Source organism: Streptomyces sp. NPDC107559, from assembly GCF_055657365.1.
Window position 1 is genome coordinate 78,291 of record NZ_JBVKBD010000023.1, and the last position, 21,904, is coordinate 100,194.

20 protein-coding genes and 3 pseudogenes are annotated in these 21,904 nt (G+C 69.6%); 14 read left to right on the plus strand and 9 right to left on the minus strand.

Annotation, left to right across the window (positions count from 1 at the left end):
- From ACZ7OY_RS39335 to ACZ7OY_RS39355, 5 genes are read right to left on the minus strand one after another with little or no spacing between them, the layout of a single operon-like run.
- Entirely contained in the window at positions 1–351 is a 351-nt protein-coding gene (locus tag ACZ7OY_RS39335; RefSeq protein WP_472250372.1) for a hypothetical protein, read from the minus strand.
- Positions 348–3,041 (minus strand): ATP-binding protein, encoded by a 2,694-nt coding sequence (locus tag ACZ7OY_RS39340; RefSeq protein ID WP_472250373.1) that lies wholly within the window; start codon positions 3,039–3,041, stop codon positions 348–350. Before ACZ7OY_RS39340 ends, ACZ7OY_RS39335 begins: the two co-directional genes overlap by 4 nt.
- A complete protein-coding gene (locus ACZ7OY_RS39345) occupies positions 3,041–3,619 on the minus strand; it encodes a hypothetical protein (protein ID WP_472250374.1) in 579 nt (192 codons plus the stop codon). The genes ACZ7OY_RS39340 and ACZ7OY_RS39345 overlap by 1 nt, the downstream gene beginning before the upstream one ends.
- Complete coding sequence (locus tag ACZ7OY_RS39350; protein WP_472250375.1) at positions 3,616–3,957, minus strand: hypothetical protein; 342 nt, start codon at positions 3,955–3,957, stop codon at positions 3,616–3,618. Before ACZ7OY_RS39350 ends, ACZ7OY_RS39345 begins: the two co-directional genes overlap by 4 nt.
- A complete protein-coding gene (locus ACZ7OY_RS39355) occupies positions 3,954–4,904 on the minus strand; it encodes a conjugal transfer protein (protein WP_472250376.1) in 951 nt (316 codons plus the stop codon). The genes ACZ7OY_RS39350 and ACZ7OY_RS39355 overlap by 4 nt, the downstream gene beginning before the upstream one ends.
- Before the next feature lie 579 nt (positions 4,905–5,483).
- Between ACZ7OY_RS39355 and ACZ7OY_RS39360 the strand changes: the two genes are divergently transcribed.
- The 5 genes and pseudogenes from ACZ7OY_RS39360 (at position 5,484) to ACZ7OY_RS39380 (ending at position 7,983) form a co-directional block, all read left to right on the plus strand.
- Positions 5,484–5,969: a VOC family protein gene (locus tag ACZ7OY_RS39360; protein WP_472250377.1), complete on the plus strand. Its 486-nt coding sequence runs from the start codon at positions 5,484–5,486 to the stop codon at positions 5,967–5,969.
- A 124-nt stretch (positions 5,970–6,093) separates the two neighbouring features.
- Positions 6,094–6,390, plus strand: a pseudogene (locus ACZ7OY_RS39365) (pyridoxamine 5'-phosphate oxidase family protein); the annotation flags it as partial.
- A gap of 14 nt (positions 6,391–6,404) precedes the next feature.
- Positions 6,405–6,770, plus strand: a pseudogene (locus tag ACZ7OY_RS39370) (transposase); the annotation flags it as partial.
- A gap of 97 nt (positions 6,771–6,867) precedes the next feature.
- Positions 6,868–7,467: an SMI1/KNR4 family protein gene (locus tag ACZ7OY_RS39375; RefSeq protein ID WP_472250378.1), complete on the plus strand. Its 600-nt coding sequence runs from the start codon at positions 6,868–6,870 to the stop codon at positions 7,465–7,467.
- Between the two features lie 96 nt (positions 7,468–7,563).
- Positions 7,564–7,983 carry a hypothetical protein gene (locus tag ACZ7OY_RS39380; RefSeq protein WP_472250379.1) on the plus strand — a complete coding sequence of 140 codons (420 nt, stop codon included), beginning with the start codon at positions 7,564–7,566 and terminating at the stop codon, positions 7,981–7,983.
- 215 nt (positions 7,984–8,198) lie between these two features.
- Here ACZ7OY_RS39380 and ACZ7OY_RS39385 read toward each other — a convergent pair whose 3' ends face one another.
- Positions 8,199–8,735, minus strand: a complete 537-nt coding sequence (locus tag ACZ7OY_RS39385; protein ID WP_472250380.1) for a 2'-5' RNA ligase family protein — start codon at positions 8,733–8,735, stop codon at positions 8,199–8,201.
- 528 nt (positions 8,736–9,263) lie between these two features.
- Between ACZ7OY_RS39385 and ACZ7OY_RS39390 the strand changes: the two genes are divergently transcribed.
- The 3 genes from ACZ7OY_RS39390 to ACZ7OY_RS39400 all read left to right on the plus strand — a co-directional run bounded on the left by ACZ7OY_RS39390 (position 9,264) and on the right by ACZ7OY_RS39400 (position 12,163).
- Positions 9,264–10,709, plus strand: a complete 1,446-nt coding sequence (locus ACZ7OY_RS39390; RefSeq protein ID WP_472250381.1) for a hypothetical protein — start codon at positions 9,264–9,266, stop codon at positions 10,707–10,709.
- Positions 10,706–11,518: a hypothetical protein gene (locus ACZ7OY_RS39395; protein WP_472250382.1), complete on the plus strand. Its 813-nt coding sequence runs from the start codon at positions 10,706–10,708 to the stop codon at positions 11,516–11,518. The genes ACZ7OY_RS39390 and ACZ7OY_RS39395 overlap by 4 nt, the downstream gene beginning before the upstream one ends.
- A gap of 93 nt (positions 11,519–11,611) precedes the next feature.
- Positions 11,612–12,163 (plus strand): hypothetical protein, encoded by a 552-nt coding sequence (locus ACZ7OY_RS39400; RefSeq protein ID WP_472250383.1) that lies wholly within the window; start codon positions 11,612–11,614, stop codon positions 12,161–12,163.
- Between the two features lie 870 nt (positions 12,164–13,033).
- Here ACZ7OY_RS39400 and ACZ7OY_RS39405 read toward each other — a convergent pair.
- Positions 13,034–13,468 carry a hypothetical protein gene (locus ACZ7OY_RS39405; RefSeq protein WP_472250384.1) on the minus strand — a complete coding sequence of 145 codons (435 nt, stop codon included), beginning with the start codon at positions 13,466–13,468 and terminating at the stop codon, positions 13,034–13,036.
- 433 nt (positions 13,469–13,901) lie between these two features.
- Here ACZ7OY_RS39405 and ACZ7OY_RS39410 point away from each other — a divergent pair, with 433 nt between their 5' ends.
- A complete protein-coding gene (locus ACZ7OY_RS39410) occupies positions 13,902–14,156 on the plus strand; it encodes a hypothetical protein (RefSeq protein WP_472250385.1) in 255 nt (84 codons plus the stop codon).
- On the opposite strand, the gene ACZ7OY_RS39415 is transcribed toward ACZ7OY_RS39410, so the two are convergent.
- Entirely contained in the window at positions 14,134–14,331 is a 198-nt protein-coding gene (locus tag ACZ7OY_RS39415) for a hypothetical protein (protein WP_472250386.1), read from the minus strand. The genes ACZ7OY_RS39410 and ACZ7OY_RS39415 overlap by 23 nt on opposite strands.
- Positions 14,332–14,371: 40 nt before the next feature.
- Positions 14,372–15,424 carry a lactonase family protein gene (locus tag ACZ7OY_RS39420; protein WP_472250387.1) on the minus strand — a complete coding sequence of 351 codons (1,053 nt, stop codon included), beginning with the start codon at positions 15,422–15,424 and terminating at the stop codon, positions 14,372–14,374.
- A gap of 217 nt (positions 15,425–15,641) precedes the next feature.
- On the opposite strand from ACZ7OY_RS39420, the pseudogene ACZ7OY_RS39425 reads away from it, so the two are divergent.
- The 5 genes and pseudogenes from ACZ7OY_RS39425 (at position 15,642) to ACZ7OY_RS39445 (ending at position 21,636) form a co-directional block, all read left to right on the plus strand.
- Positions 15,642–16,498: pseudogene (locus ACZ7OY_RS39425) on the plus strand (universal stress protein).
- 147 nt (positions 16,499–16,645) lie between these two features.
- Entirely contained in the window at positions 16,646–17,695 is a 1,050-nt protein-coding gene (locus ACZ7OY_RS39430; RefSeq protein WP_472250388.1) for an NAD(P)-dependent alcohol dehydrogenase, read from the plus strand.
- 34 nt (positions 17,696–17,729) lie between these two features.
- Positions 17,730–19,559, plus strand: a complete 1,830-nt coding sequence (locus tag ACZ7OY_RS39435) for a glycoside hydrolase family 15 protein (protein WP_472250389.1) — start codon at positions 17,730–17,732, stop codon at positions 19,557–19,559.
- Positions 19,556–20,995 (plus strand): glucose-6-phosphate dehydrogenase, encoded by a 1,440-nt coding sequence (locus ACZ7OY_RS39440; RefSeq protein ID WP_472250390.1) that lies wholly within the window; start codon positions 19,556–19,558, stop codon positions 20,993–20,995. The genes ACZ7OY_RS39435 and ACZ7OY_RS39440 overlap by 4 nt, the downstream gene beginning before the upstream one ends.
- A 110-nt stretch (positions 20,996–21,105) precedes the next feature.
- The gene (locus ACZ7OY_RS39445) at positions 21,106–21,636 is read left to right on the plus strand and encodes a gluconokinase (protein WP_472250391.1); all 531 of its coding nucleotides are present in this window, start codon (positions 21,106–21,108) and stop codon (positions 21,634–21,636) included.
- Positions 21,637–21,904 lie beyond the last annotated feature (268 nt).

Below are 21,904 nucleotides of genomic sequence, written 5' to 3' on the forward strand. Positions count from 1 at the left end.
TCAGAGCCGCCTTCGCCCAGCAGAACTGCTCCGGCGCCACACCACGAGAGCCCCTGCCCCCGCACCGGCGGGCAGCAGCCGCCACGCCCCACCGCCCACGCCGTGCCGGCCGGAGGCCGCGGCCGCGGTGCCGCGCTCGCAGTACTTCCTGGCCGGGCCCACGATCCGGGCGCAGGAATCGTGGTGCGCGGTAGCGGGGCGGGCGGCGAAGGCTTGCCCGGTGTGCGGCCACCACGCCTTTGGTACGCCCGCCCCGACGGCGAGCACGACCACGAACACGGCGACGGCGATCACGGTGAGGACACCCGCGGCGGCAACGTGCCGGGAGTGGTCCCGGGAAGAGGCGGTCATCGGACGGATTCCTTCGGGCGGGTCTGTACGGCGTCACCGGCGGGCGGCTCCGGCCGGAAGGGGGAGGCCGTGCTAGTGCGGCGGCCGGGTGTGGTGGTGATGGAGGTGGTGATCCGGGGGATGCGGGGGATGGAGACCTTGATGCGGCCGGTGTTCTGCCGCGGGCAGGTGAGCAGGAACTCGCCCTCCCGTCCTTTGTGGCCGACGGGGGACAGGCCGGTGGTTACCAGCCGCAGCAGTTCGTCGTCGTGCGGGTCGAGGCCGACGAATTCCAGGCCGCGGCGGGCGCGGTCGCGGTCGGTGGTGCGGGCCAGCGCGCGGTAGGCCATCAGGCCGCGGTCGGGGCCGAGTTCTGCGGCGTCGTGTGACCCGGCGATCAGGCCGGCGCCGTGTTTGCGGCCGTCGTGGAGGATCTCGTGGACGAGGGCGGTGCCTTCGGCGGAGGAGGTGAGCCAGTACAGCTCGTCCAGGACCACGGCGGTGAACCGTTCGGGGTCCTCGAATGCGGTCTGGCGGGCGAGTGCGGCGATCAGGTAGAGCACCGCTCGGCCGATCAGCGCCTCCAGCGGCTGCTGGTGCAGGATCTCCGGTTTGTCGAACGCGGCCTTCGGCGGCAGTTTCAGACCGGTGGTGGTGATTACGATCATGTCGCAGGCGCTGGAGGCGTCCAGCCTGACCGGCGGCAGCGCCGGGTCGAACACCATCCGAGCCAGGGAGTTGGTGGCGACGACGCGGATGAGGCCGGCGAGGGTCGCGGCTGCGTCCTGCCGTCTACTTGTCTCGCGCGTGGCCATCTCCTCGAGGACCTCAAGAACACGGTGCATGGACGGCGCATCGCCGGCGGCGGCCTGCTCGACGGCATGGTGGAGGACTTCGCCGCTGGTGCTCATCGGGCCGATGCCGAGCTGCAGAGTGAGGTAGGACAGGGCGTAGTGCCGTCCCTCCGGGCCGCCGAACATCCGCAGCGGATCGATGGACACCTCGGCCTGCGCCGCGTCGACGATCTGCACACGCCCCTTGGCTGCGGTGCGGGCGAAGGTGGCCCACTCGCGGACCGGGGTGCGGTCGATGCAGATCGCGCACCCGCCGCGCGCCCATACCGCTTCCGCGATCAGCTTCTGCAGCACGCTCTTGCCCGCGCCGAGGTCCCCGACGATGCCCATGGAGGCCGAGGCGTCGACCTTGGGCGCATCCGCCACGTTGATCATCACGGGGCGTGTGGTGCCGCAGTCCAGATCGATGCCGAGGAACATCCCGTTGGGGTCCCCGACCTCCGCAGCGGTGAAGGCACCGCCCAGCGCCCAGTCCTCGCTGATCTGGTGCTGGGTGAACTCCCGCACCATTCCTGGCCGCACCGTGCCGGGCAGGCCCAGGGTGAACAGGGTCTCCTGCAGGCCGGCCGGGCGCACCGCCCGGTAGTCGGCGCCGCCGAGGAGCGCTGCCAGCGCGCGGGCCCGGGCATCGCAGACGGCCGCCGTCGGACCCCACACGGTCAGCACGGTCACCGACTGCACCTCGACCTCCACGCTGGTGCGGGAGAGACGGGCATCGAGCTCGCCCAGGTCGCGGGCGGCCTCGGTGAGCGAGGCGGGCATGCCGGTGGGGCGGGCGTCGTACTGGTCGGCCTGGTCGATGAGCTCGTTCTTCTTGCGCCGCACCTGCTCGCGGGCCTTCTCCGCCGGTACGAGCGTGAGGTCGACGGTGTAGTCGACGGGGAAATCCAGGCCCTCCAGCTGGGCGAACAGATCGGCGGCGTCCTGGCGGACGGCGGGCGGGCACTCGGCCAGCACCAGCTGCGCCTGATAGCCGATCCCGGTGTCGGACTCGACCTGCAGCCAGCGCCGCCCCAGGGGCGAGCCGGTGTGCACCCGCCACCAAGCTGTGCGGCCCGACCGTGTGAGGCGGGCCGCGGTCTTGAGTTCATCGACGTCGTCGACGTCGAGGTCGATGCCGCCCTCGTGCAGGCGGACCTGGCCGAGGTCGGCGTAGCTGGGGGAGCGCAGCACCCCGCCGTGGAGCTGCCCGCCGTACAACGTGCTGGTCTCGGCTTCGGCGAGGAGGGGCTCGGTGAGGCCGCGGTGCAGGGCGTGCTGGACCATCCAGACGATCTCCGCCGGGCGGGCCGGGCGCAACGCGATGCCGCCGGCGAGCGCGGCCTCCACCCGCGCAGCCTGCTCCCGGCAGGCGCTCACCTCGCGCCGTGCCACGGGCGTCGGCCGCACGCCCAGCATCGGCGCGATCTCGGCCCATGCCGCACCGAGCGAGGCCGATACCGGCAGGCCGCCTGTTTCGGTCCGCAGGGGTATGGCCAGCCACAGGGTGCGGTGGTGCATCTCCTGGTCGTCCAGGAGTTCCAAGGTGGCCTCGACGTTCTCCACCCACGGGTGTCGGCCTGCACCCGGCGCCTGTTCGGCCGGCTCGATGCCCTCGATCATCTTCAGGGCGATCTCACCCGGGTCGACCTGCGCGCACAGCCCGAACAACCGTGGCGCCCCGGACAGCGACCGCACCAAGTGCGTGATCCTCGCGAGCTGCTCGTCGCGGACCGCGGCGGACACGTACGTGCCCTGGGCCGTCTCCTCACGTCGGCCGTGCGCGTCCGGGCCGGGGCGCAGGCGGTAGATCGCCCACACGCTGCCCTGCGTCGACCACACGAGGTGCCCGGCGATGTGACGGATCGGAACCCTCACTACGCACCCCCGCTCTGCTGCGCGAGCGCGTGCAGCAGCTGCTGCACACCAGAGACCGGCTCAGCCGGCAGTGCGTCAGCAGCCGGTTCTGTGCGGCGGCGCGCGGACGAGCGAGCGGCGGCCGGCCGTGCAAGCGGCACCCGACGGGTGCGCCGAGCCGCAGGGGACGGTGAAGCCTGCACAGCAGGGTCCGACCCGGGTGCGCTTTCGACGGTGAATTGGCCCAGCAGCAGGCGGGGCACCCGGTCACGGGCAGCCCGCCCACCGATCCGCCCTCCCCTCGGCTGCCGGCCGAGCAGCACCCAGCCCAACGCGGCCTGCACCGGCGCGCGGCCCCGGATCTTCGGCCGGCGCACCGCCCAGATCGCCAGCACCCACGCGACGACGGGGACCGGCCCCATCCACGACCACCAGCTGATCGTCTTGACCAGGAGGAAGCCGCCGCCGACGGCGACCGCGATCTGCGCCGGGGTGTAGGGGCCGAGGGGGATCTTCCAGTCGGCGACCTTGCCCAGCACCCAGGGGTGGCGGCGGGCGGCGGTGTAGAAGCGGCCCACCCGCGCCGCAGACGCGCTCACAGCAGGCCCCCGACACCCGGTGAGTGCTCACGTGAGGAGACGAGCTGGGACTGGACGAGGCCGGGGACGGCGGGTGCGCCCTTGGCCGGGTTCTTCACCTCGTCCTCGAACATCGTTGCAAGGCTTTCGCGGGAGTCGTACAACCCCAACGCGATGATCATCAGGAGCAGGGCGCCGATCCCGGCCTTGAGGCTGAACTTCTGGATCATGATGACGACGACGAGGCAGATCAGTCCCGCCTGCAGGCCCTTGGTCGCCCACTCCCTGAACATGGTGATCCACGCGTTGCCGAGGTCGTCCAACTGCCCGGCGAGCATCACGCTGTACACGCTGTTCACCGGTCACCCCCAGCCCGGGAAATCCCGTCCTGGGCAGTCCCGGACCGAAGTGCAGCGACTTCCCACCGCCCCGAGCGGGCTGTGAGCGTGAGCTCGTACGCCAGCGGCCACCGCCCGCCAACGTCCCGGGCTTCCACCCGGACCAGGACACGCACCGTCGTACCGTCGCCGGGCACCTTCCCGGCGTCCGCGGCCTCCTCGACGGCCCACACCGGCCCGACGGCGAGGGCCGTGTACGGGGCGGGGGAGACAGCCGGCACCTGCATACCGGGCGCGAGATAGCGGCTCACCTCACCGGCACCCGTCAGGTAGGCGTTGAGGAACTCCCCGACCGCCGAGGACAGATCACCTTCCGGGACGCTCACTCCGTACGGCGACTTCGGCACCTCGGCCCTGACCGGGCCGGCCACCACGCCGGGCGCACCCGTCACCGTGAACGAGGAGCCCGCCCGATCGGCGGCCACCGGAACGGCGTAGAAACGCAACCGCCCGTCCGCGTACTGCGCAGCCACCGTCACCGCCCACACGCCACCTTCGCGCTGCACACTGCGCACCGCGGTCACCGACTGCGGCGGCTGCGCACCCGCTGCCGGGCTGGGCAGCTCGACGTCCGGCGCCATCGACTGCGCAAGCCGCGCCTGCGCACTTGTCGCATCATCGGCGCTGCTGCGCAGCCACGCGCCGACGAACACCTGCGCATAGCCGGCCGGGTCGGCGGCGGCCGTCGTGGTGCGCACGGCGGTGGGCCTGGCCGGGGCAGCCGCCTCGACCCTGGTCGGACTGGAGGCGACGGCGACGGCGACGGCCAGGGCGACAGGGCCGGCCGCGATGACCGTCCAGATCGCCAGGCGCGAGTAGCGGACGCGGCGTCGCATCGCCTCCAGCCGGGCGCCACCCGACATCGGAGCAGCAGCCTCGCCCGGTGAGGCCTGCGTGCCAGGAGACATGGTCAAACTCCCAGGTCAGAAGGTGTGATTGCTGACCTTGAGAAAACCCGCCGACCCCGACCCGACCACCGACCACGAACCCCCGACCACGGTCACGATGGAGACACGAAGCCCGTGGTCGGGACCCTGGTCGGCCCCACCACAGACCCGACCACGGGCCGACACGGGTCTGCCGACACGCACCACGTCATCCGCCGGCAACGCGCCGACGAATGCGCGAAGCACCCCTGTGCCGCACCCGGGCCAGCGCCGTACGCGAGTGCGCACAAGGACACCACCAGACCCGCGGGGCGGCCCGCGCATCGGCATACCCGGCCCTGCGCACGAGGACATAGGACCCCCGAGTCGCCGCCCTGCGCACCCGTTGCACGCAACCCGACTGCGCACGACCCTCGATCCGTTGCGCCGCCCGATTGCGCAACCCCCACGGAGGCTGCGCAAGCAGGGCTGCGCAACGACCGCGCACCGTGCTCGAACGCCGGGGACGGACGCGGGCAAAGCAGCCTGCACCTACTGGCCGCCGTGTGCCGTGGTGGGGCATCGTTCCGGTAGTGACCGGCATGCTGAACGGAGAGTGAAATGGCCGATGAGGCGTCCTTCCGGGTCGGGCTTCGCGTCCCAGACGTGTCCGAGGCAGCCAGGTTCTACCAGGGGATCGGGTTCGAGCCGATCGGAGCGATACCCGCACCGGACGGCTCGACGGTCATGGCGATCCTGCGCCGCGGTGAACTCCAGTTGCTCGTCGACGCCCTGGATGGCATGCCGTTTCCCGACAGCGACCGAGAACGCATCACGAAGATCGGGCCACGGGGCCTCGGCGTAGTCATCGGCATCGAGGTGGACGACGTCAACGCCACGGCCGTCTACTGCCGTTCGGCCGGATGCACCATCACCACCAGCCCGGTCGACGCACCGTGGGGCGAGCGGTACTTCGAGTGCATCGATCCGTACGAGTACGCATGGAAGTTCTTCGAATTACTCCCCGACCCGCCGACAGACGGCTTGAGCGCCGCCCGCGACAGCTGGTTCGCCCGACCACACGCAAAAACCGACCACCAGCCGTAACCGCAACAGCCACCACTCACCCGGCGCACTTCAGTGGTCAGCGCACGAGGGCGTGTGGGGAAAGGGGGGAGGGGGCTCGCAGTGTCCACGAAATTATGAGATGGCTACGGACGTTGATCACGCCATGACTCAAGGACCAGCGCCTCGCCCCCTGTCCGACGAAGCCCTCTCCACCGTGCTCGGCACGCAGCAGTTCGACACCCTCGCCACCGTCAAGAGCAGTGGCCATCCTCACCTGACCACCATGCTGTACAGCTGGGACTCCGAGGCTCGCATCGTGCGGTTCTCCACGACGGTCGACCGCATCAAGGTCGCGCACCTGCAGCGTGATCCGCGTGCCTCACTGCATGTGCAGGGCGGCGACGTGTGGTCGTTCGCCGTGGCCGAAGGCGAGGCCGAGGTCTCGGAGGTCACGACGGTTTTGCTGGCGATGCGCTGACAGGTCTGAATCCTGTAGATCGCGGCAAGAAAGGATCGAAGATTCACTTGATCACGGAGCGGACGGGTCTGCCCCTCGCTATCGGGATCTCGGCTGCGAACACCCATGACGGCCAGGGTCTGGAGCCCTTGGTGCGGGGCATCCCGCCCATCCGGTCCCGCAACATCACACCGCGCATCGCCCGCCGAGGTATTGAATCCTCCCAGCGCCTTGGCCGTCACCGTTGGACCGTGGAGCGCACAGTGGCGTGGCTGTCAGGATGCCGCGGTCTCCATCGTCGCTACGAGCGTGCGGCCGAGCACTTCCTCGCCTTCGTCGGCATCGCCGCCACCCTGATCTGCTACCGCAGGCTGACAGCCTGACCGCGAGATCTCCGAGCTGGGATGATCCGTGCCGTAACCGAATGCCCCGATGGGGGGCTTGCTCGCCGCAAAGACGGCACACACAGCGAGGAACGCCATGACCGACTACCTGGCCGCCGCCATGGCGATGCTCGGCCCGGCCCAGAACCGTTACGCGGACCCTGCCGCCTGGGACCGGCTCCACGCAGAACTCGGCATCCGGCTACCGGCCGACTACCAGACCCTCGTGGACGCATACGCCCCCATCCAGCTCAACGGTCACCTGTACCTGCACCACCCAGCGACTGAACGCTGGAATCTGGGCCAGCGCATACGTGACAAGGTTCGTGCCTGGTCCGATGTGTGCTGGAGTGACCTCGACCCGGACGAGGACCCTCGCCTGCTGTTTGGGCTCGCGGAGTTGACGTTCGGCACCCGCAACGGACTGTGGCCGATCGTCGGCACCGACCGAGGCGAAACCCTGTTCCTCGTCGCCGCGCACGGCACTGCCCCTTGGCTCCTAGTCGAAGACGGCGAAGGCGGCTGGGCACGGTACGACATGAGCTTTGCCGAATGGCTCTACCGCTACCTCATCGGCGAAGACATGGCCGGCCCCAATACTTCCGCCTTCTACCCCGGCCCTGTGCAGCTGTGCAGACTTCCGATGACCGCCGACGAACGGCCAGAGCCGTGGAGCGGGCCGGATCGCGGCATGTAACCCTGTCGCCGCAACAGCCGCAGGAGAACGACGATCATGCGGGGGGTCGGGACAACCGGCCTCCCGTGTTTGTCACAACCGGAAATGGATAAGCAGGTGGGCGATTTCGAAGCACACGTCGGCTTCAAGAAGGATTTCGAGCTCTACGTCGGACCGGCGCGGGAGATCGACGACTGGATGCGGTTCGCCGAGGAACTGTGGGAAGGCGTCGCCGGGATTCTGCGCGTACCCGTCGGTGTGTCCGCCGACGTATTACCCGGCGGTGACGAGTTCAAGTACTGGTTCGAGAACAGCGAGATGAGCGTCTCCCTGTACGTGGGCCGTCCGGAGCTCGGTGCCGTCGACCGGGCGCCGGCGATCCTCACCGCCATCTCACGGTCCTACGACGTGGAGAGCTGGCAGCTCGCAGAGCAGCTCTATACCCAGCTCGTCTCCGTGGGCGGGTACCTCGTGGCGGCGTTCACGGACGACGGGACACCGATCGCCGCCAACTTCGACATCAACGACGACTGGTAAGCCTCCAGACTCCTTCAGGCCGCTCCTGGTCTCTTCAAGTTGGCGGGAACGCCTGGAGGCGGTTGCCGTGCAGAACGTACAAGGTGCGGCCGAAGGATGGTGACGAACGGGCTTCTATTTCGATGGCAACATCATCGAAACCGGCAGCGACCCCTACCGCCTGGCCCACACCAAAGCCCAGCAGAGCGGCGGCTGACCGATCACCTGCAAAGGAATCACCGGAGCGCGAACGACGCCCGCTGCTGCCACCTTGTTCCGTCATGGACCATCAGATCGACCGACGACACACGGGCAGTGACGGGAAGCCGGCCGCCAAGGTCGGCCTCGGCCTCCTCCAGCACGGCATCGTCTTGCCCCTGGGCGATGGTCAGATGCGGAACGACCTCGTCGAACTGCCCGCCGAAGGGCGGGGCCTCCGGCCACCGGTCCGCGATCGCCTCGGTGAGCCGGCGGAACGGGATGTCCGGCTCGGGAACGAGATACAAGATTCCCGGGAATCGCCCGCAGTACTCGAACCGGGCCTCGAAGGGCCGGTGACGCCCGATTACTTCCCCGATTGCAGCGTAAGCGCCGTCGTCGATGAGGCTCTCGTGGAGAAATGGGAAGAGGACGGTGACATGGGCCGGAACACCCGCACGGGCTGAAGGATCCAGCCGGTCACGCCACGCTCGAACAGCAGGTTCTGCCTCGGGAACCCTCACGATGAGTCCCGACTGCCCTGCCTGAAACTCACCGGAGTCATTGCCTGCCATCGCACATATGTATCAGCGAGCCCAGAACGGCAGCGACCCGATTACGATCGCGGGCGGTTGAACCGGCGGTCGACACCCAACGCGATCCTCGCTCGGGTCATAGACTCGGTCCCACAGGCCATAGCGTTCCCCGGCACGTTGCGCCGCGGGCGCCGCTCCGGATCCGCCACCACATGCCGTCGATCAACTGCCGCCGCGCCCACACCTGCGGACGAGCCGGCTTGATGCCCCGTGGCAGCAACGGCTCAAGCCAGGCCCACTGGCAATTCGTCAGATCATCACCACGTCCCACGACAGATGACCATCAACGAGCGAGATCCGCTTTCGCGACACACCCTGGAAGGCCGTGTTGCCGGATCGTGACCGGTGGTCGGGGTTCATGGCCGTCTATCTGGTCGGGGTCGGCGGATGAGCTGACGGCATGGAACGCAGGTGCGCCTCCGCAGCCGTGCCCATCGGCCGCCTCATCCCGGCGGGCAGGGTGCGCTGTCGTGGGCAGCGCACGCGGCCTGCACCCAGGACGGCGCGATGAGCGGTTTCGGATCCGGGATCCGCCGCGGCGTGATGGCGGCCGATCAGTTCACGCAGATCGCCAACGGACTGTTCCGCGACGGCCGCATCTCCTACCGGGCGAAGGGACTGTTCGGCTTCATCAGCACCCACTGCGACGGGTGGCGGGTCACCATCGCTGCCCTCGTCGCCCTGGGCCCCGACGGTCGGGACGCGGTGCGGGCCGGGCTGAACGAGCTGGAGAGGTTCGGCTACCTGGTCCGCGATCGCGTGCGCCGCCCCGACGGCACCCTGGCAGAGATCGTCTACAGCATCACCGACCGCCCCGCCGCCCCGGACCTTCCGCCGATCGACCCGGCATCCACCGTCCAGGAGCCCAGCAGTGATGCCGGCTTCGGCGCGGGCATCCGCCGCGGTGTCATGGCAGGCGACCGGTTCACGCAGATCGCCAACGCGCTGTTCCGTGACAGCCGGATCTCCTTCAAGGCGAAGGGGCTGTTCGGCTACATCAGCACCCACCGGGCCGGCTGGCAGATCACCGTCGCCGGCCTGGCCCGCCACGGCCGCGAACGCATCGCCGCCGTGACCACAGGCCTTAAAGAACTCCAGCACCACGGATTCCTGCTGCGTGAGCGCGGCCGCAACACCGACGGAACGCTCGGACAGGGCCTGTACGTCATCACCGACCTGCCGGCCCTCCACAACCCCAGCTCACCACCAGAGTCGGGTTATCCAGGATTGGCCGAGCCAGTGTTGGCTGATCCCGAGACTAAGAACACCATCAGTAAGAAGACCAACAAGCAGAACACCAATCCCCTCCGTCCGTGCGACCGCGGCGACGCCGCGCGCAACGCACGGACGGCCCCCTCGCCCGCCACCACGCCGCCGACGCCGCCGCCTGCGGCAGACGAGATGCACGCGGGCATCCGGCTCCTGCTCCAGATCGGTGCGGACCGGCCGGAACTGCTGCTGACCGGGCCGGCGCTGACCGATCAAGGCCGCGTGGCGACCGTGATGATGGAGGCAGGCTGGAGCGCCGAGCAGCTGTGCCACGTCGTCACCGGCCGGCCGCTGCCCGCCCCGGTGCGCACCTCCATCGGCGCGATCATCGCTGCCCGGCTCCGCGCCGCCCAGGCCTACCCGCCGCCTGTTACCGCCGTCGCCCGCCATGGCGCGGCCCCGCCGGACGAACCGTTCGCGCAGGCGACCAGGGAGCGGTCATCGACCGCGGCCGCTGCCCGCTCCGTGACCCAGGCCCTCACCTACCGGGCCCTCGCCGAGTGCGCCGGCTGCGGCGTACCCGCCCCCGCCCCCGGCGAAGACCTCTGCCCGACCTGCCTCGGCTGGCCGCTGTGCCGCAGCTGCCCCGGCCCCACCCGCAAGCGAGCCCACCCCGACGGCGACGGCCGCTGCACCACCTGCGCCGGCGCCCTCGCCGACCGTCCGGAAGGAACCAGCCCATGACCGACACGCCCCGCACCCCACCGCCGCCCGCGGCCGCACCACTGCCAAGCCCCTGTACCCCCGGCCCGGGCCGGAGGCAGGCGGAATACTCCCACGCCCTGCGCACCGGCCCCGTCCGCGACCACCCGTGCACGGCCGCCTGCGAACCCTCACCCGCGGACGAACGCACCCGGCGGGGCCGACTTGCCGAGACCGCGCCCGCCGACAGCCGACCGCCCGAACGCCCCCACACCACCGGCGCCCTGCCGCCGGACACGACACTCACCGGCCGCCTCGCGGGGCGCCTGCGCACCTGGCGCCCCGCCCCGGCGGCGCCGCTTTCCGGCCCACTCGGCTACACCGCAACCGTGCTGGCCCTCATCGGCTGCGCCGCCGCCCTGCACACTGTCGGCTATGGCATACCCGCCGGCATCGCCTGGCCCCTGGCCCTGCTGGCCCCGCTGCTCCCCAGACACCTGCCCCACCGACGCAGTGCCCGCACCCGCAACTGCGATCACACCCTCAGCGCCGCAGACGGCACCTGCCGGAACCTGCAGCGCCGCGCTGCCCCGCACCCCTGCCTCCCGCGGTGCGCCGCAGACAGCAACCGCCCTGAGCCGCGCCGCGCGGCCGACACCGGCCAGACGCTGCAGGCGAACGCAGCCGGACTGCCCCAAGCCCAGGACACCCGCTGGGGCTCGGCCCAATTCCCCGTCTGTGAGCGGCTGATCCCCCAGCTCGCCGACCAGGCGGCCGAGTCGCTGAAGCACACCCACACGAAGGACGCCCCAGCCGACACGGAGCAGCCCCGTGCACACGAGCACCCGTGAGGCCCCAACCCGCCGCCCGGCCTCAAGCAGGAAGCAGAGCCGGCACCTCGACGCCCGCCCGACCACATCACCGCTGAAGGGACAACCACCCCCATGACCCAGACCCAGCCCGCCGGCGCGGCCCGCACCGCGGACGTCCGTCTCCTCTTCGCGCACGAGCCGTACTACCCCGGCCCCGGAACTCAGGAGATCAACACCACGCTGGTGGCTGCCGCCTCGCTGCTCCACCCGCGGGTACGGCAGCCCGACGGCGCCCGGATCCACCACCGTCTTACCCAGGGACGCCTGCCGGGAGAGATCGTTCCGTTGGCCACGCTCACCCACGAGCTGGGCGGCAGCGCCGACGACTGGCGCAGGGTCGGCGACTGGGAGAGCGTCACCACCGACTTGCTGCAGCTTGTCCGCCACGGTGACTGCGATGCCCTCAGCCTCGGTCTGTCCGAGATCGCGCGCACGCTCGTTTGTACCGGACCGCACACCCCCGTGCGCGCCTTCGACATGGCGACTGGCGAAGTCATCGCCTACGGACCGGCACAGCGCGCCGCCGTCCTGGCCGAGGTCGGCACGTTGCTTGCCGGCCTTACGGCTGAACAGGACCTGTGGCCCGGGGACGGTCTGCTGCCTTCACTCACCGGCACCGCATGACACCCCTGCACTTTGTGCATCGCTCGCCTGCTGGGTGACCTGCTGTCGAGATCCTGGGCCGATTCCGATCGGATCGAGTGATGCGGCGGCCGACGCCGCCGCGGTCCGACGCCCGCCCAGGCTGGCTGGCTGGCCACCCAAGCACGCAGGCGCGTTCGGCCTTGGCGACACCGCCCCCGGTCGCCGACGTCCGGGAACCCAGGGCCCTTGGCACTGGGAAACCTGAATGCCCGACACCAGCCCGGTCCGCTACCGTCCTCGACGTGCAGGTGCGCAGGCTGCGGATACTTCGCCTATCAAGCGGGTAACGCGGGTTCGAATCCCGCCGCCGGCCCCGGCCGGTGTCGTCTAGCGGCCCAGGACGCCTACGTTTCCGCCGCCGACCCTGATCTCTGCACACACGGCGTGAGCCGCCCGCCCGGGGGAGGGTCCCCAATGTGGCTGCAGGTGTTGACCGATCAGGCCCTGCACCTGCTGGATGCTGATCCGGGCGCCAGTGGGCACTGGCCGGCCGCGTTCCTCACCCACGTTGTCGCGGCCGACCCGGCGGCGCGCGGTCTGGACGGCCGGCCACGCCGAGGCCATCGCCGCGATGGCAGGCATGCGGCCGATGCCGTACTGCTCCTGGCCGCCCGCCCCGGATCCGTCGTCCCCTTTCGCTCAGGTCCGCGCCGTACTGCGGTCCGCGGTCCGCGTGGAGCACGGGCTCCTGGGCGGTGCTGCGCCCTTGGACGGCGCGTCTGGCGGCCGGATGGGCCCGCTCGGTGTCCCCGGCCGGGCCACGACGGTGACGGGGCCGCCGTCATCAAGCAGCACACAGTCCCGCTCGTGCGCTGCGCCCGTGGCGGACGAGCGGGGCTGTACGGAGGGCTACCAGCCGATGGTCTGGCCGTCCGGTGTGACGGTGACGGTGAATTCCTCCAGCGCCGGCGCTCCGGCCGTGCGCCAGCGCCCGACCTGCTCCTCGACGGTGTCACACAGGGCTTCGGGACCGTTCTGCCTTACGATCCACCGGCCGGCATCTTCGTAGAGCGCGGCCCAGGAGCCGGAAGCCACGTCGACCAGCACGTCCTCGGTACGTCCGGCCCGTTCGATCGTCAGCCTCTGGGCGTTGGGTGCGGCGAGCTGCACGACGAATCGGGTCGTCCAGTCGGCCAGCATGTCGCTGCCCAAGGCGGCTTGGCGCTCCTTGCCGTCGTCCAGGTCGGGCAGGAGGCCGAGCGGTGGGGGCAGGTGGGGGCAGGCGTCCAGGATGCTTTCGAGCTGTTCGCGCTGGCTGTCGGTCAGAGTGTCCGGGTGGGACATGATCCAGTCGTGATCCGGCGTGGGCCGGGGATCGGCCCTGCGGGTTCGAGGGCGGCGGTTCCGGCGCGGAGGGTCGCGATGGACTTGGTGACCACGGCGCGGCTGCCGTGGTAACTGCGTTCGCGGATCTCGCGGAAGAGGGCTACGACGTTGGTCGCGCCGCCGCGGGAGCGTTGTTGCAGGTAGGGCTTGAAGCGGTTGATGTGGCCGTTGGGGCGGTGTTCGCGGGCGGAGGCGAGGATCTGGTCGAGGTCGGTGGTGAGGTAGTGGCGGACAGTCGGGCGGTCCCGTCCCGTGCGGTTGGCGATCGCGCTGATCGCTCAGCCGCGTTCGCGTAGTTGGTGGATGTCGGTGTGCCACTGGCGGATGCGGGCCAGGAGCTGCCCGACGCGCCGAGGAGGAGACGCCGGCCGAGGTGCCCGAGCCTTTCCCCATGCTGTTACCGCCCGCGGGGCTGCCCCGCACCCAGATCACCGAACGCACCCGCCACCGCTACGAGGACATCCACCGCCTGCTGGAGAAACGCTGGACCATCAGCGTCATCGCCCGCCGTCCGAACCTCGACCGCAAGGCCATGCGCCGCGGGCGTCGAGGGAGCAGAAAGCGGCGTGCGGAGGACTTCACCGTAATGGCCCGCCTGCCTGGATCGCCCTCGCCGAGTTCCGTCAGAAGAGCGCGCCGAAAGTGACGGCGCCGATGATGAGCCAGAGCGTGAGGAGCATGCTGTCCATGCCGCCGCGGGACAACAACTGGTCGGTCTGAGGAATACCGGAATGGACGGAGAAGCCGTTGGCCATCGCACTCCAGATGCCCTTCACCGACTCCACGACGACATTGCCGGAGCGGGAGATAAAGTCCCGCATCACATGGGGCTGGAGGAAGGCTCCTATGGGTCGGACGCCGTCAGACAAAGATGACGTGGGACGCGGCCGGTACGGACACTGAGCCCGCGCGGTGGGGGATGCCTGTGGTGGGGTTGATATCGAACCATGTGACATCGCCCGAGCGTTCGTTCGCGACATACAGGCGGCTGCTTGACGGGTGCAGCGCCAGGTCGCGTGGCCAGTGGCCCCCGCAGGCCACCGATGCGACCACCTCCGCCCCCTCGCCGCTCTCGTCGAGTGCAAGGACGACGATGGTGTCGGTGCCGCGTACCGCTACCCACAGATGCCTGCCGTCGCGTGAGACGACCGGGGCCGACGGGGAGACAGGACCGCCGTCGGCGCCGTCTGGGAACAGCGGAGTTTCCCCCGTCGGCTCGAGCGCCCCAGTCGCTGCGTTCCAGCGGCAGACGGTCACGGTGGGGTGGAGTTCGCCGAGCACATAGGCGTGGCGCCCAGCCGGGTGAAAGGCAAGATGTCGTGGTCCGGTGCCGGGCGGCAGTGTGGTCTCGCTGTGCAGGGCGAGTTCTCCCGCCTCTGTGTCCAGGGAGTAGGACCGCACCGAGTCGGTGCCGAGGTCGACGGAGAGCGCCCAGTTTCCTGACGGATCGGGAAGCACTTGGTGGATGTGTGGGGTCAGTTGCCGGTCGGGGTGTGGTCCGCTGCCCTCGTGGCGCAGCACGCTGCTGGGGGGGTGCGGGGTGCCGTCGGCGGCGAGCGGCAACACAGTGACGCTGCCGGAGCCGTAGTTGGCTGTCAGCAGGTGGCCGCGGGCGATCGTGAGATGCGTCGGCCCATCACCGCGTACCGCCACAGGCGTGCAGATCGGGCGGGGCACTGGACCGGCGATGTCATGGGCGGTGACTGTTCCCGGTGCCGTTTCGGATACGGCGTAGAGCACGAGGCCGATCGGCGTGTGATGGACGGCGAGATACGACGGGTCGGCGACGGCGCCGATGGCCCCCGTCACGGCCAGCGCTCCCGTGTCCGGATCCACGTCGGCCATGACGATCCCGCGCCCACCTGCCGACGTGAACGATCCGATGAAGGCTCGCCCCCTGCCCTTGTCATCCATAGCGGCCTCCGCCCAGTCGCACGCGTGGCGACGCTAACAGCGGTTTCGTGGCTGCTGCCCCGGGCGACGCGGATCCCGCCGCGCGTTCAGCAGTTTGGCGGTGGGCGCCATGCGCTGCCGCCCAGTCCTGTGGCAGTGACGTGTCGGCGGGGTCAGGCTGGGAGCAAGGGGCCGACTCAATCATGGGAGGCGCCGTGGGCAACCTGGTCGTCGTAGGGTGGACGGCTCGCCGTCCGCTCTCGCTGCGGTGGAGGCGGCGGTTCGAGAAGCGCGATGGCGTCGTGCCGAGCTTCGCGTGGTGCACGCCCTCTGGCCCGTGATCACGCCCGGGCCGGTGCCCATGGCCGCTGCCCCGTTCGGCCCACCCGAGGGAGTGTTGCCGGACGAGGCCGAGCGCGTGCTGACCGAGGCGTTGCATCGTGCCGACAGCGTGGCACCGCAGACGAAGGTCACCCACGACGTGATGGCCGGCGAGGCGTTGACGGTGCTGGAAGCTCAGTCGCGTGACGCGGATCTGCTGGTCGTCGGATCCCGGGGCAGGGGGGCTTCGTCGGGATGTTGCTGGGATCGACGGCGGTGTACCTGACTGCCCACGGCCGGTGTCCGGTGATGGTGGTGCGAGGGGAACCGAATGCCGCCGGGCCGATCGTGCTGGGCGTCGACGGGTCGCGGGCCGGCGAGAGAGCGGTCGATTTCGCGTTCGCCGAGGCCGCGCTGCGGGGGGCTGAAATCGTCGCCCTGCACGCGTGGACCCTGGACAATGTGCCCCTGCCGCTGGCTCCGCCGCAGTTGGCGGACGTGCCCCGGGCGAGCACGGTCGCCGAGAAAGAGGAGCGTTTGCTGGCCCAGGCGCTCGCGGGCCGTCAGGAGAAGTATCCGCAGGTCCCGGTCAGGCAAGAACTCGTGCTCGGTGCGACCCACGAGGCATTGATCGAGGCGAGCAGGACCGCCCAGCTCGTGGTCGTCGGGGCCAGGGGGCGGGGCGGCTTCACCGGGTTGCTCCTGGGATCGGTCAGCCAGGCTCTGCTGCATCAGGCTCACTGCCCTGTCACCGTCGTCCGAGGCAAGGAGTGACGCGGTTTCAGGTTTCACTGAATCGGCCCCGTGCGGGCACGCCCGGGTCGCCCTCGGACTCCAGCCCTGCGAGCGTGGGATCAGGGGTAAGTGCGGTGGGCTGTCTCCGGGGCTCTCGCGGCGTGCCTGACAGGAGGGACAGAGCGCTTGAAGACCTTTGTCATGAAGGAGATCGGGCGTGTGGGCTTCTTGGAGAAGCCTGTTCCGCAGCCGGGTCCGGGCGACGCGGTCGTGCAGACGACCAGGGCCCTGATCTGTACGTCGGACTCCCACACCGTCCAGGGCGGCATCGGTCCTCGGGAGAACCTGACACTGGGCCACGAGGCGGTGGGCGTCGTGCACGCCGTGGGAAGCGACGTGAAGGACTTCCGGCCCGGCGACCGTGTGCTGGTTGGCGCCATCACTCCCGACTGGGGCGACCTGGCCTCTCAGAACGGATACCCCTCGCAGTCCGGTGGGGCGCTCGGCGGCTTCAAGTTCGCGAATTCCAAGGACGGCGTCTTCGCGGAGTATTTCCATGTGAATGACGCCGACGCCAACCTCGCGAAGATCCCTGACGGCATCTCCGACGAAGCGGCGGTTTACTGCGCCGACATGCTGTCGACCGGATTCATGGGTGCGGAGCACGGCAACATTCCGGTCGGCGGAACCGTGGCCGTGCTCGCGCAGGGGCCGGTGGGCCTGATGGCGACCGCAGGTGCCCGGCTGCGCGGCGCCGGTCTGGTCATCGGGGTTGAATCGGTCCCCGAGCGGCAGGATCTTGCGCGCACCTACGGCGCGGATGAGATCGTGGATTTCACCAGCGAGGATGTCGTAGAGCGGATTCATGAACTGACGCAGGGCCAGGGTGTCGACACGGCCATTGAGGCCCTCGGCGCGGACGTGACGTTCCAGACCGCCGTCAAGATCACAAAGCCCGGGGGCACGGTCTCCAACATCGGCTATTTCGGCGACGGGGAGTTCGTACGCATTCCCCGCGCCGAATGGGGCGTCGGCATGGCCGACAAGACGATCGCCACGGGCCTGTGTCCCGGAGGCAGGCTGCGCATGGAGCGGTTGCTCAGGGTGCTGGAGAACAAGCGAGTCGACCCCTCGCATATGACGACCCACGACTTCCGCTTCGACGACATGGAGCGTGCCTTCGAGGTGTCGGACAAGAAGCTCGAGGACGTCGTCAAGGTAATGATCAGCTTCTAGACGCGATCACCCGGCCTCGCGGAAGAGAGACGGCATGTACGATCCCGATCCCCCCTTCCGGCCCGTTCGGCAACGCCAGGGCTACCTCCCGCTGGAGGATCTCGGCCTTATCGGCGACGGCGCGACGGCCGCGATGGTGGGCCTGGACGGCTCGATTCCCTGGATGTGCCTGCCCCGGTTCGACTCCGAACCGCTCTTCTGTGGCCTGCTGGATCACGCACGCGGAGGGCACTTCACCCTGGCCCCGGAGGACCTGGTCGAGGCGCGGCAGCGCTATGAACCTGACACCGGCGTGCTGACCACCGAGATGCGCAGCCCCACTGGCGTGGTCCGCGTCACCGACGCCCTCGCCCTGCGCTCCGGCGCCGATCTCACCGAAGACGCACCGGCGGACCGGGCCGAACTCGTACGCTCGGCCCTCGTCGTGGACGGCCACGTCCGTCTGCGGATGGACGTGAAGCCCCGCGGCGGCGGGCAGGCGCGACCGCTGTTCAGCGGGCTGGAAGTGCGACCGTCCCGACGGCCCGACTTGCGCTTGCACCTGCGGTCCAACCACCCCCTCACCGGCCTGCACGGCACACACGAACTGCAGCAGGGCGATCGCCTGGATCTCGTCCTGTCCTGGGGCCGCTTCCACCGACACCACAGGTTCGACACCGACGCGATGCTGCGCGCGACCACCGAAGCGTGGCACCGCTGGATGAAGCACTTCGCCTACAGCGGTCCGCAGGAGGCCTTGGTACGGCGTGCCGCGATCACGCTGAAGCTGTGCGATGACTGGGCCAACGGCTCGCTGGTCGCGGCGCCCACCTCCTCCCTGCCCGCACCGATCGGCGGGATCCGCAACTGGGACTACCGCTATGCCTGGATCCGCGACGCGTCCTACGCCGTCTTCGCCCAGCGCCGTATCGGATTCTCCGGCGAGGCCGACGCCTTCCTCGGCTGGGTCCTGGACGCCTTCGAACACAGTCAGCGACCCCGGATCATGTACACCCTGGACGGCAGCCCGGTACCGGACGAGTTCGAAGACAGCGAGCTGGAAGGCTATCGGCGCTCCGGCCCGGTGCGTTGGGGCAACGGTGCGGCCGACCAGCGCCAGCACGACGTCTACGGCGAAATCCTGGACTGCGCCGACCAGTGGCTGCGCTCCGGCGGCGAGATCCAGCCCGCGCTGTGGGCCAGCCTGGCCGGGCTCGCCGACACCGCGGCTCAGGCGTGGCGGCAGCCGGACCAGGGAATCTGGGAAGTCCGCAACGAGGGCCGGGTGTTCACCTACTCGGCCGGGATGTGTCACGTCGCCCTGGACCGGGCCGCGGGGATCGGTGAGCGGCTGGGCCTTCCCGGGCAGGTCGGAATGTGGCGGGACTCGGCCGACGAGCTGCGCCGGCTCATCCTGGAGGAGTCCTGGGATGAGAAGGCGCAGACGATCAGCGCGCATCTGGACGGCGGCGGCGCTCTGGACGCCAGCCTGCTCGCGCTTCCGCTGCGCCAGGTTGTCCTGGCCGATCACCCACGGATGGCGGCCACCACCAAGGCCATCGCCGAGCGTCTGTCAGCCGGAGACGGCCTGCTCTACCGCTACCTGCACGACGAGTCCCCCGATGGCCTGGCCGGTGACGAGGGCGCCTTCGTGCTGTGCAGCTTCTGGCTGGTCGACAACCTCATCGGACAAGGCCGCATTGAGGCGGCCGAGGAGCTGTACGCCTCCCTGTGCGCCCGTGCGAGCCCGCTGGGGCTGCTGTCGGAGCAGATCGACCCGTCCACAGGAGAGTTCATGGGTAATTTCCCTCAGGCATTCAGCCACATCGGGATCATCGCCAGCGGCGTGAACCTCGCCCGAGCGAAAGCAGACGGCACCTCATGATCAACCGGCTCGTCATCTTCGGTGCAACAGGCGACCTCACCGCACGCTTCCTGCTGCCGGCCCTGGCCGACCTGCAGGCGGCAGGACACCTCGGCGACCACTTCCGGCTGACCGGCGCCAGTCGGGAGGACTGGAACAGCGAGCAGTACCGGGAATGGGTGACCACACAGCTCAACCGCCATGCCCGCACCTGCCCGGCCGACGCCAGGAGCACCATCGTGGACGCCGCCCGCTACCAACGGGCCGACGTCACTGACCCCGCAGACGTCGCCTCGGCCATCGCCGGTGACGGACCCGTCGCCGTCTACCTCGCCCTCCCTCCGGCTCTCTTCCCCGCCGTGGTCACCGCACTGCACAACACGGGCCTGCCGGCAGGCAGCCGGATCGTGCTGGAGAAGCCGTTCGGCGAAGACCTCGCCAGCGCACAGGAGTTGAACCGCCACCTCGTCGACCTCGTGCCAGAACAAGCCCTGTTCCGGGTCGACCACTTCCTGGCCATGACGACCGTCCAGAACGTGCTCGGAAGCCGACTCGCCAACCGCGTGCTGGAGCCCATCTGGAACAGCACCCACATCGCCCAGGTGGACATCGTCTGGGACGAGACGCTCGCGCTGGAAGGCAGGGCCGGCTACTACGACACCGTCGGCGCGCTGAAGGACATGGTGCAGAACCACCTGCTGCAGCTGCTTTGCCTGGTGGCCATGGAACCCCCGATCACCCTCGGCGAGCGGGACCTGCGCAACCGGAAGGTCGACGTGCTGCGGTCGGTGCGGCTCCTCACCGAGGCCGAAGTCGTACGCCGCACACGCCGCGCGCGCTATCTTCCCGGCCGGATCGGTGACCGCGACATCCCCGCCTACACCGACGAGGAAGGCGTGGACCCGGCCCGCCGCACCGAGACGTATGCCGAGGTGGAGCTGGAACTGGACAGCTGGCGCTGGTCGGGGACCATGTTCCGGCTCCGCTCCGGCAAAGCACTCAATGCCGACCGCAAGGAGGTCGCGGTGCGCTTCCGGGCCGTCCCCCACCTGCCCCTCGGCCAGAGCGGCGAAGCCCTGCCCAACGTGCTCCGCTTCGGACTCGAGCCGGAGGGGCTGACTCTGGACCTGACCGGCATCGGATCGCGTGCGCACACCCTCACGCCGCTCTCGCTGACCGCGGAGATGGAACCCTCCGACCTCCCCGCCTACGGCCGGCTCCTCATGGACGTGCTGAGCGGGGATGCCGCCATGTCGATCCGCGGCGACGAGGCCGAAGAAGCCTGGAGGGTCCTGACACCGGTACTGACCGCCTGGGAGAGCAACCTTGTTCCGCTCGAGGAGTACCCGGCCGGCTCGGACGGGCCCGCTCCCCGGCAGGGATACGGAAACGGTCTGCGGCGGCGCGACGACCTGCTCCACGCCGAGGCAGCAGCACTAGAATCTCCTCCTTCCTGAACCCTTGAAGTCAGCGACGAGCCGCAGCGCCAACCGAACGGGAGACAAGCCTCGCAGCCGATCACCGCTTGGCCAACGGCCACTTTCGCGGCGAGTCATGGAGGAACCCCATGTCCGTCAACGCTGAGACCCACTCGCCGTGCATCGTGGTTGCAGGTGTCTCCGGGAGCGGTAAGTCAACAGTGGGTCGCCTGCTGGCAGATTGGCTGGGCGTTCCCTTCGCAGAGGCGGACGACTTCCACCCCCCGGCCAGCATCGCCAAGATGTCGGCTGGCATCCCACTCGACGACAAAGACCGTCAGCCCTGGCTGGAATCCATCGGCCACTGGCTGCACGAACGCGACGCGACCGGCAGCGGCGGAGTGATCGCGTGCTCTGCGCTGAAGCGACGATACCGGGACGCGCTGCGAGCGGCCTGCCCGAATGTCTACTACCTGCACCTAACTGCCAGCTATGACCTCTTGGCGGAACGTATCAGTAAACGCACCGGTCACTTCATGTCAATGTCGCTCCTCGACTCGCAACTCGCCGCACTCGAACCCCTCACACCGGACGAGCGCGGAGCCACGCTGGACGCGAGGCCGACCCCTAACGAGATTGTCGACACGGCGATGGACTTCATGTCCCGGTCGGCCCAGTGAAGATCGAGAATGATCCCCTTCCCGGCTCCGCGGGGTAGGGGTGATGGCGCTCTTTGAATCTCTCCAGGTGTCGCTCTTCAGGTGGCCAAACCTGCTCACGTGATCTCCCCACCCATTGGGTGACTTTCTCGGCGTGTCGAACTGGTGTCGACGTTTCGTGGAGAGCCTGCTGTCGACGGTCATGTATTTCCCCATCGCGAGCGTCAGCTTCCCCGCCCAGACGTTCGACCCGTCGTCACACCATCGTGGTCGTTTCTCGACCGACTGG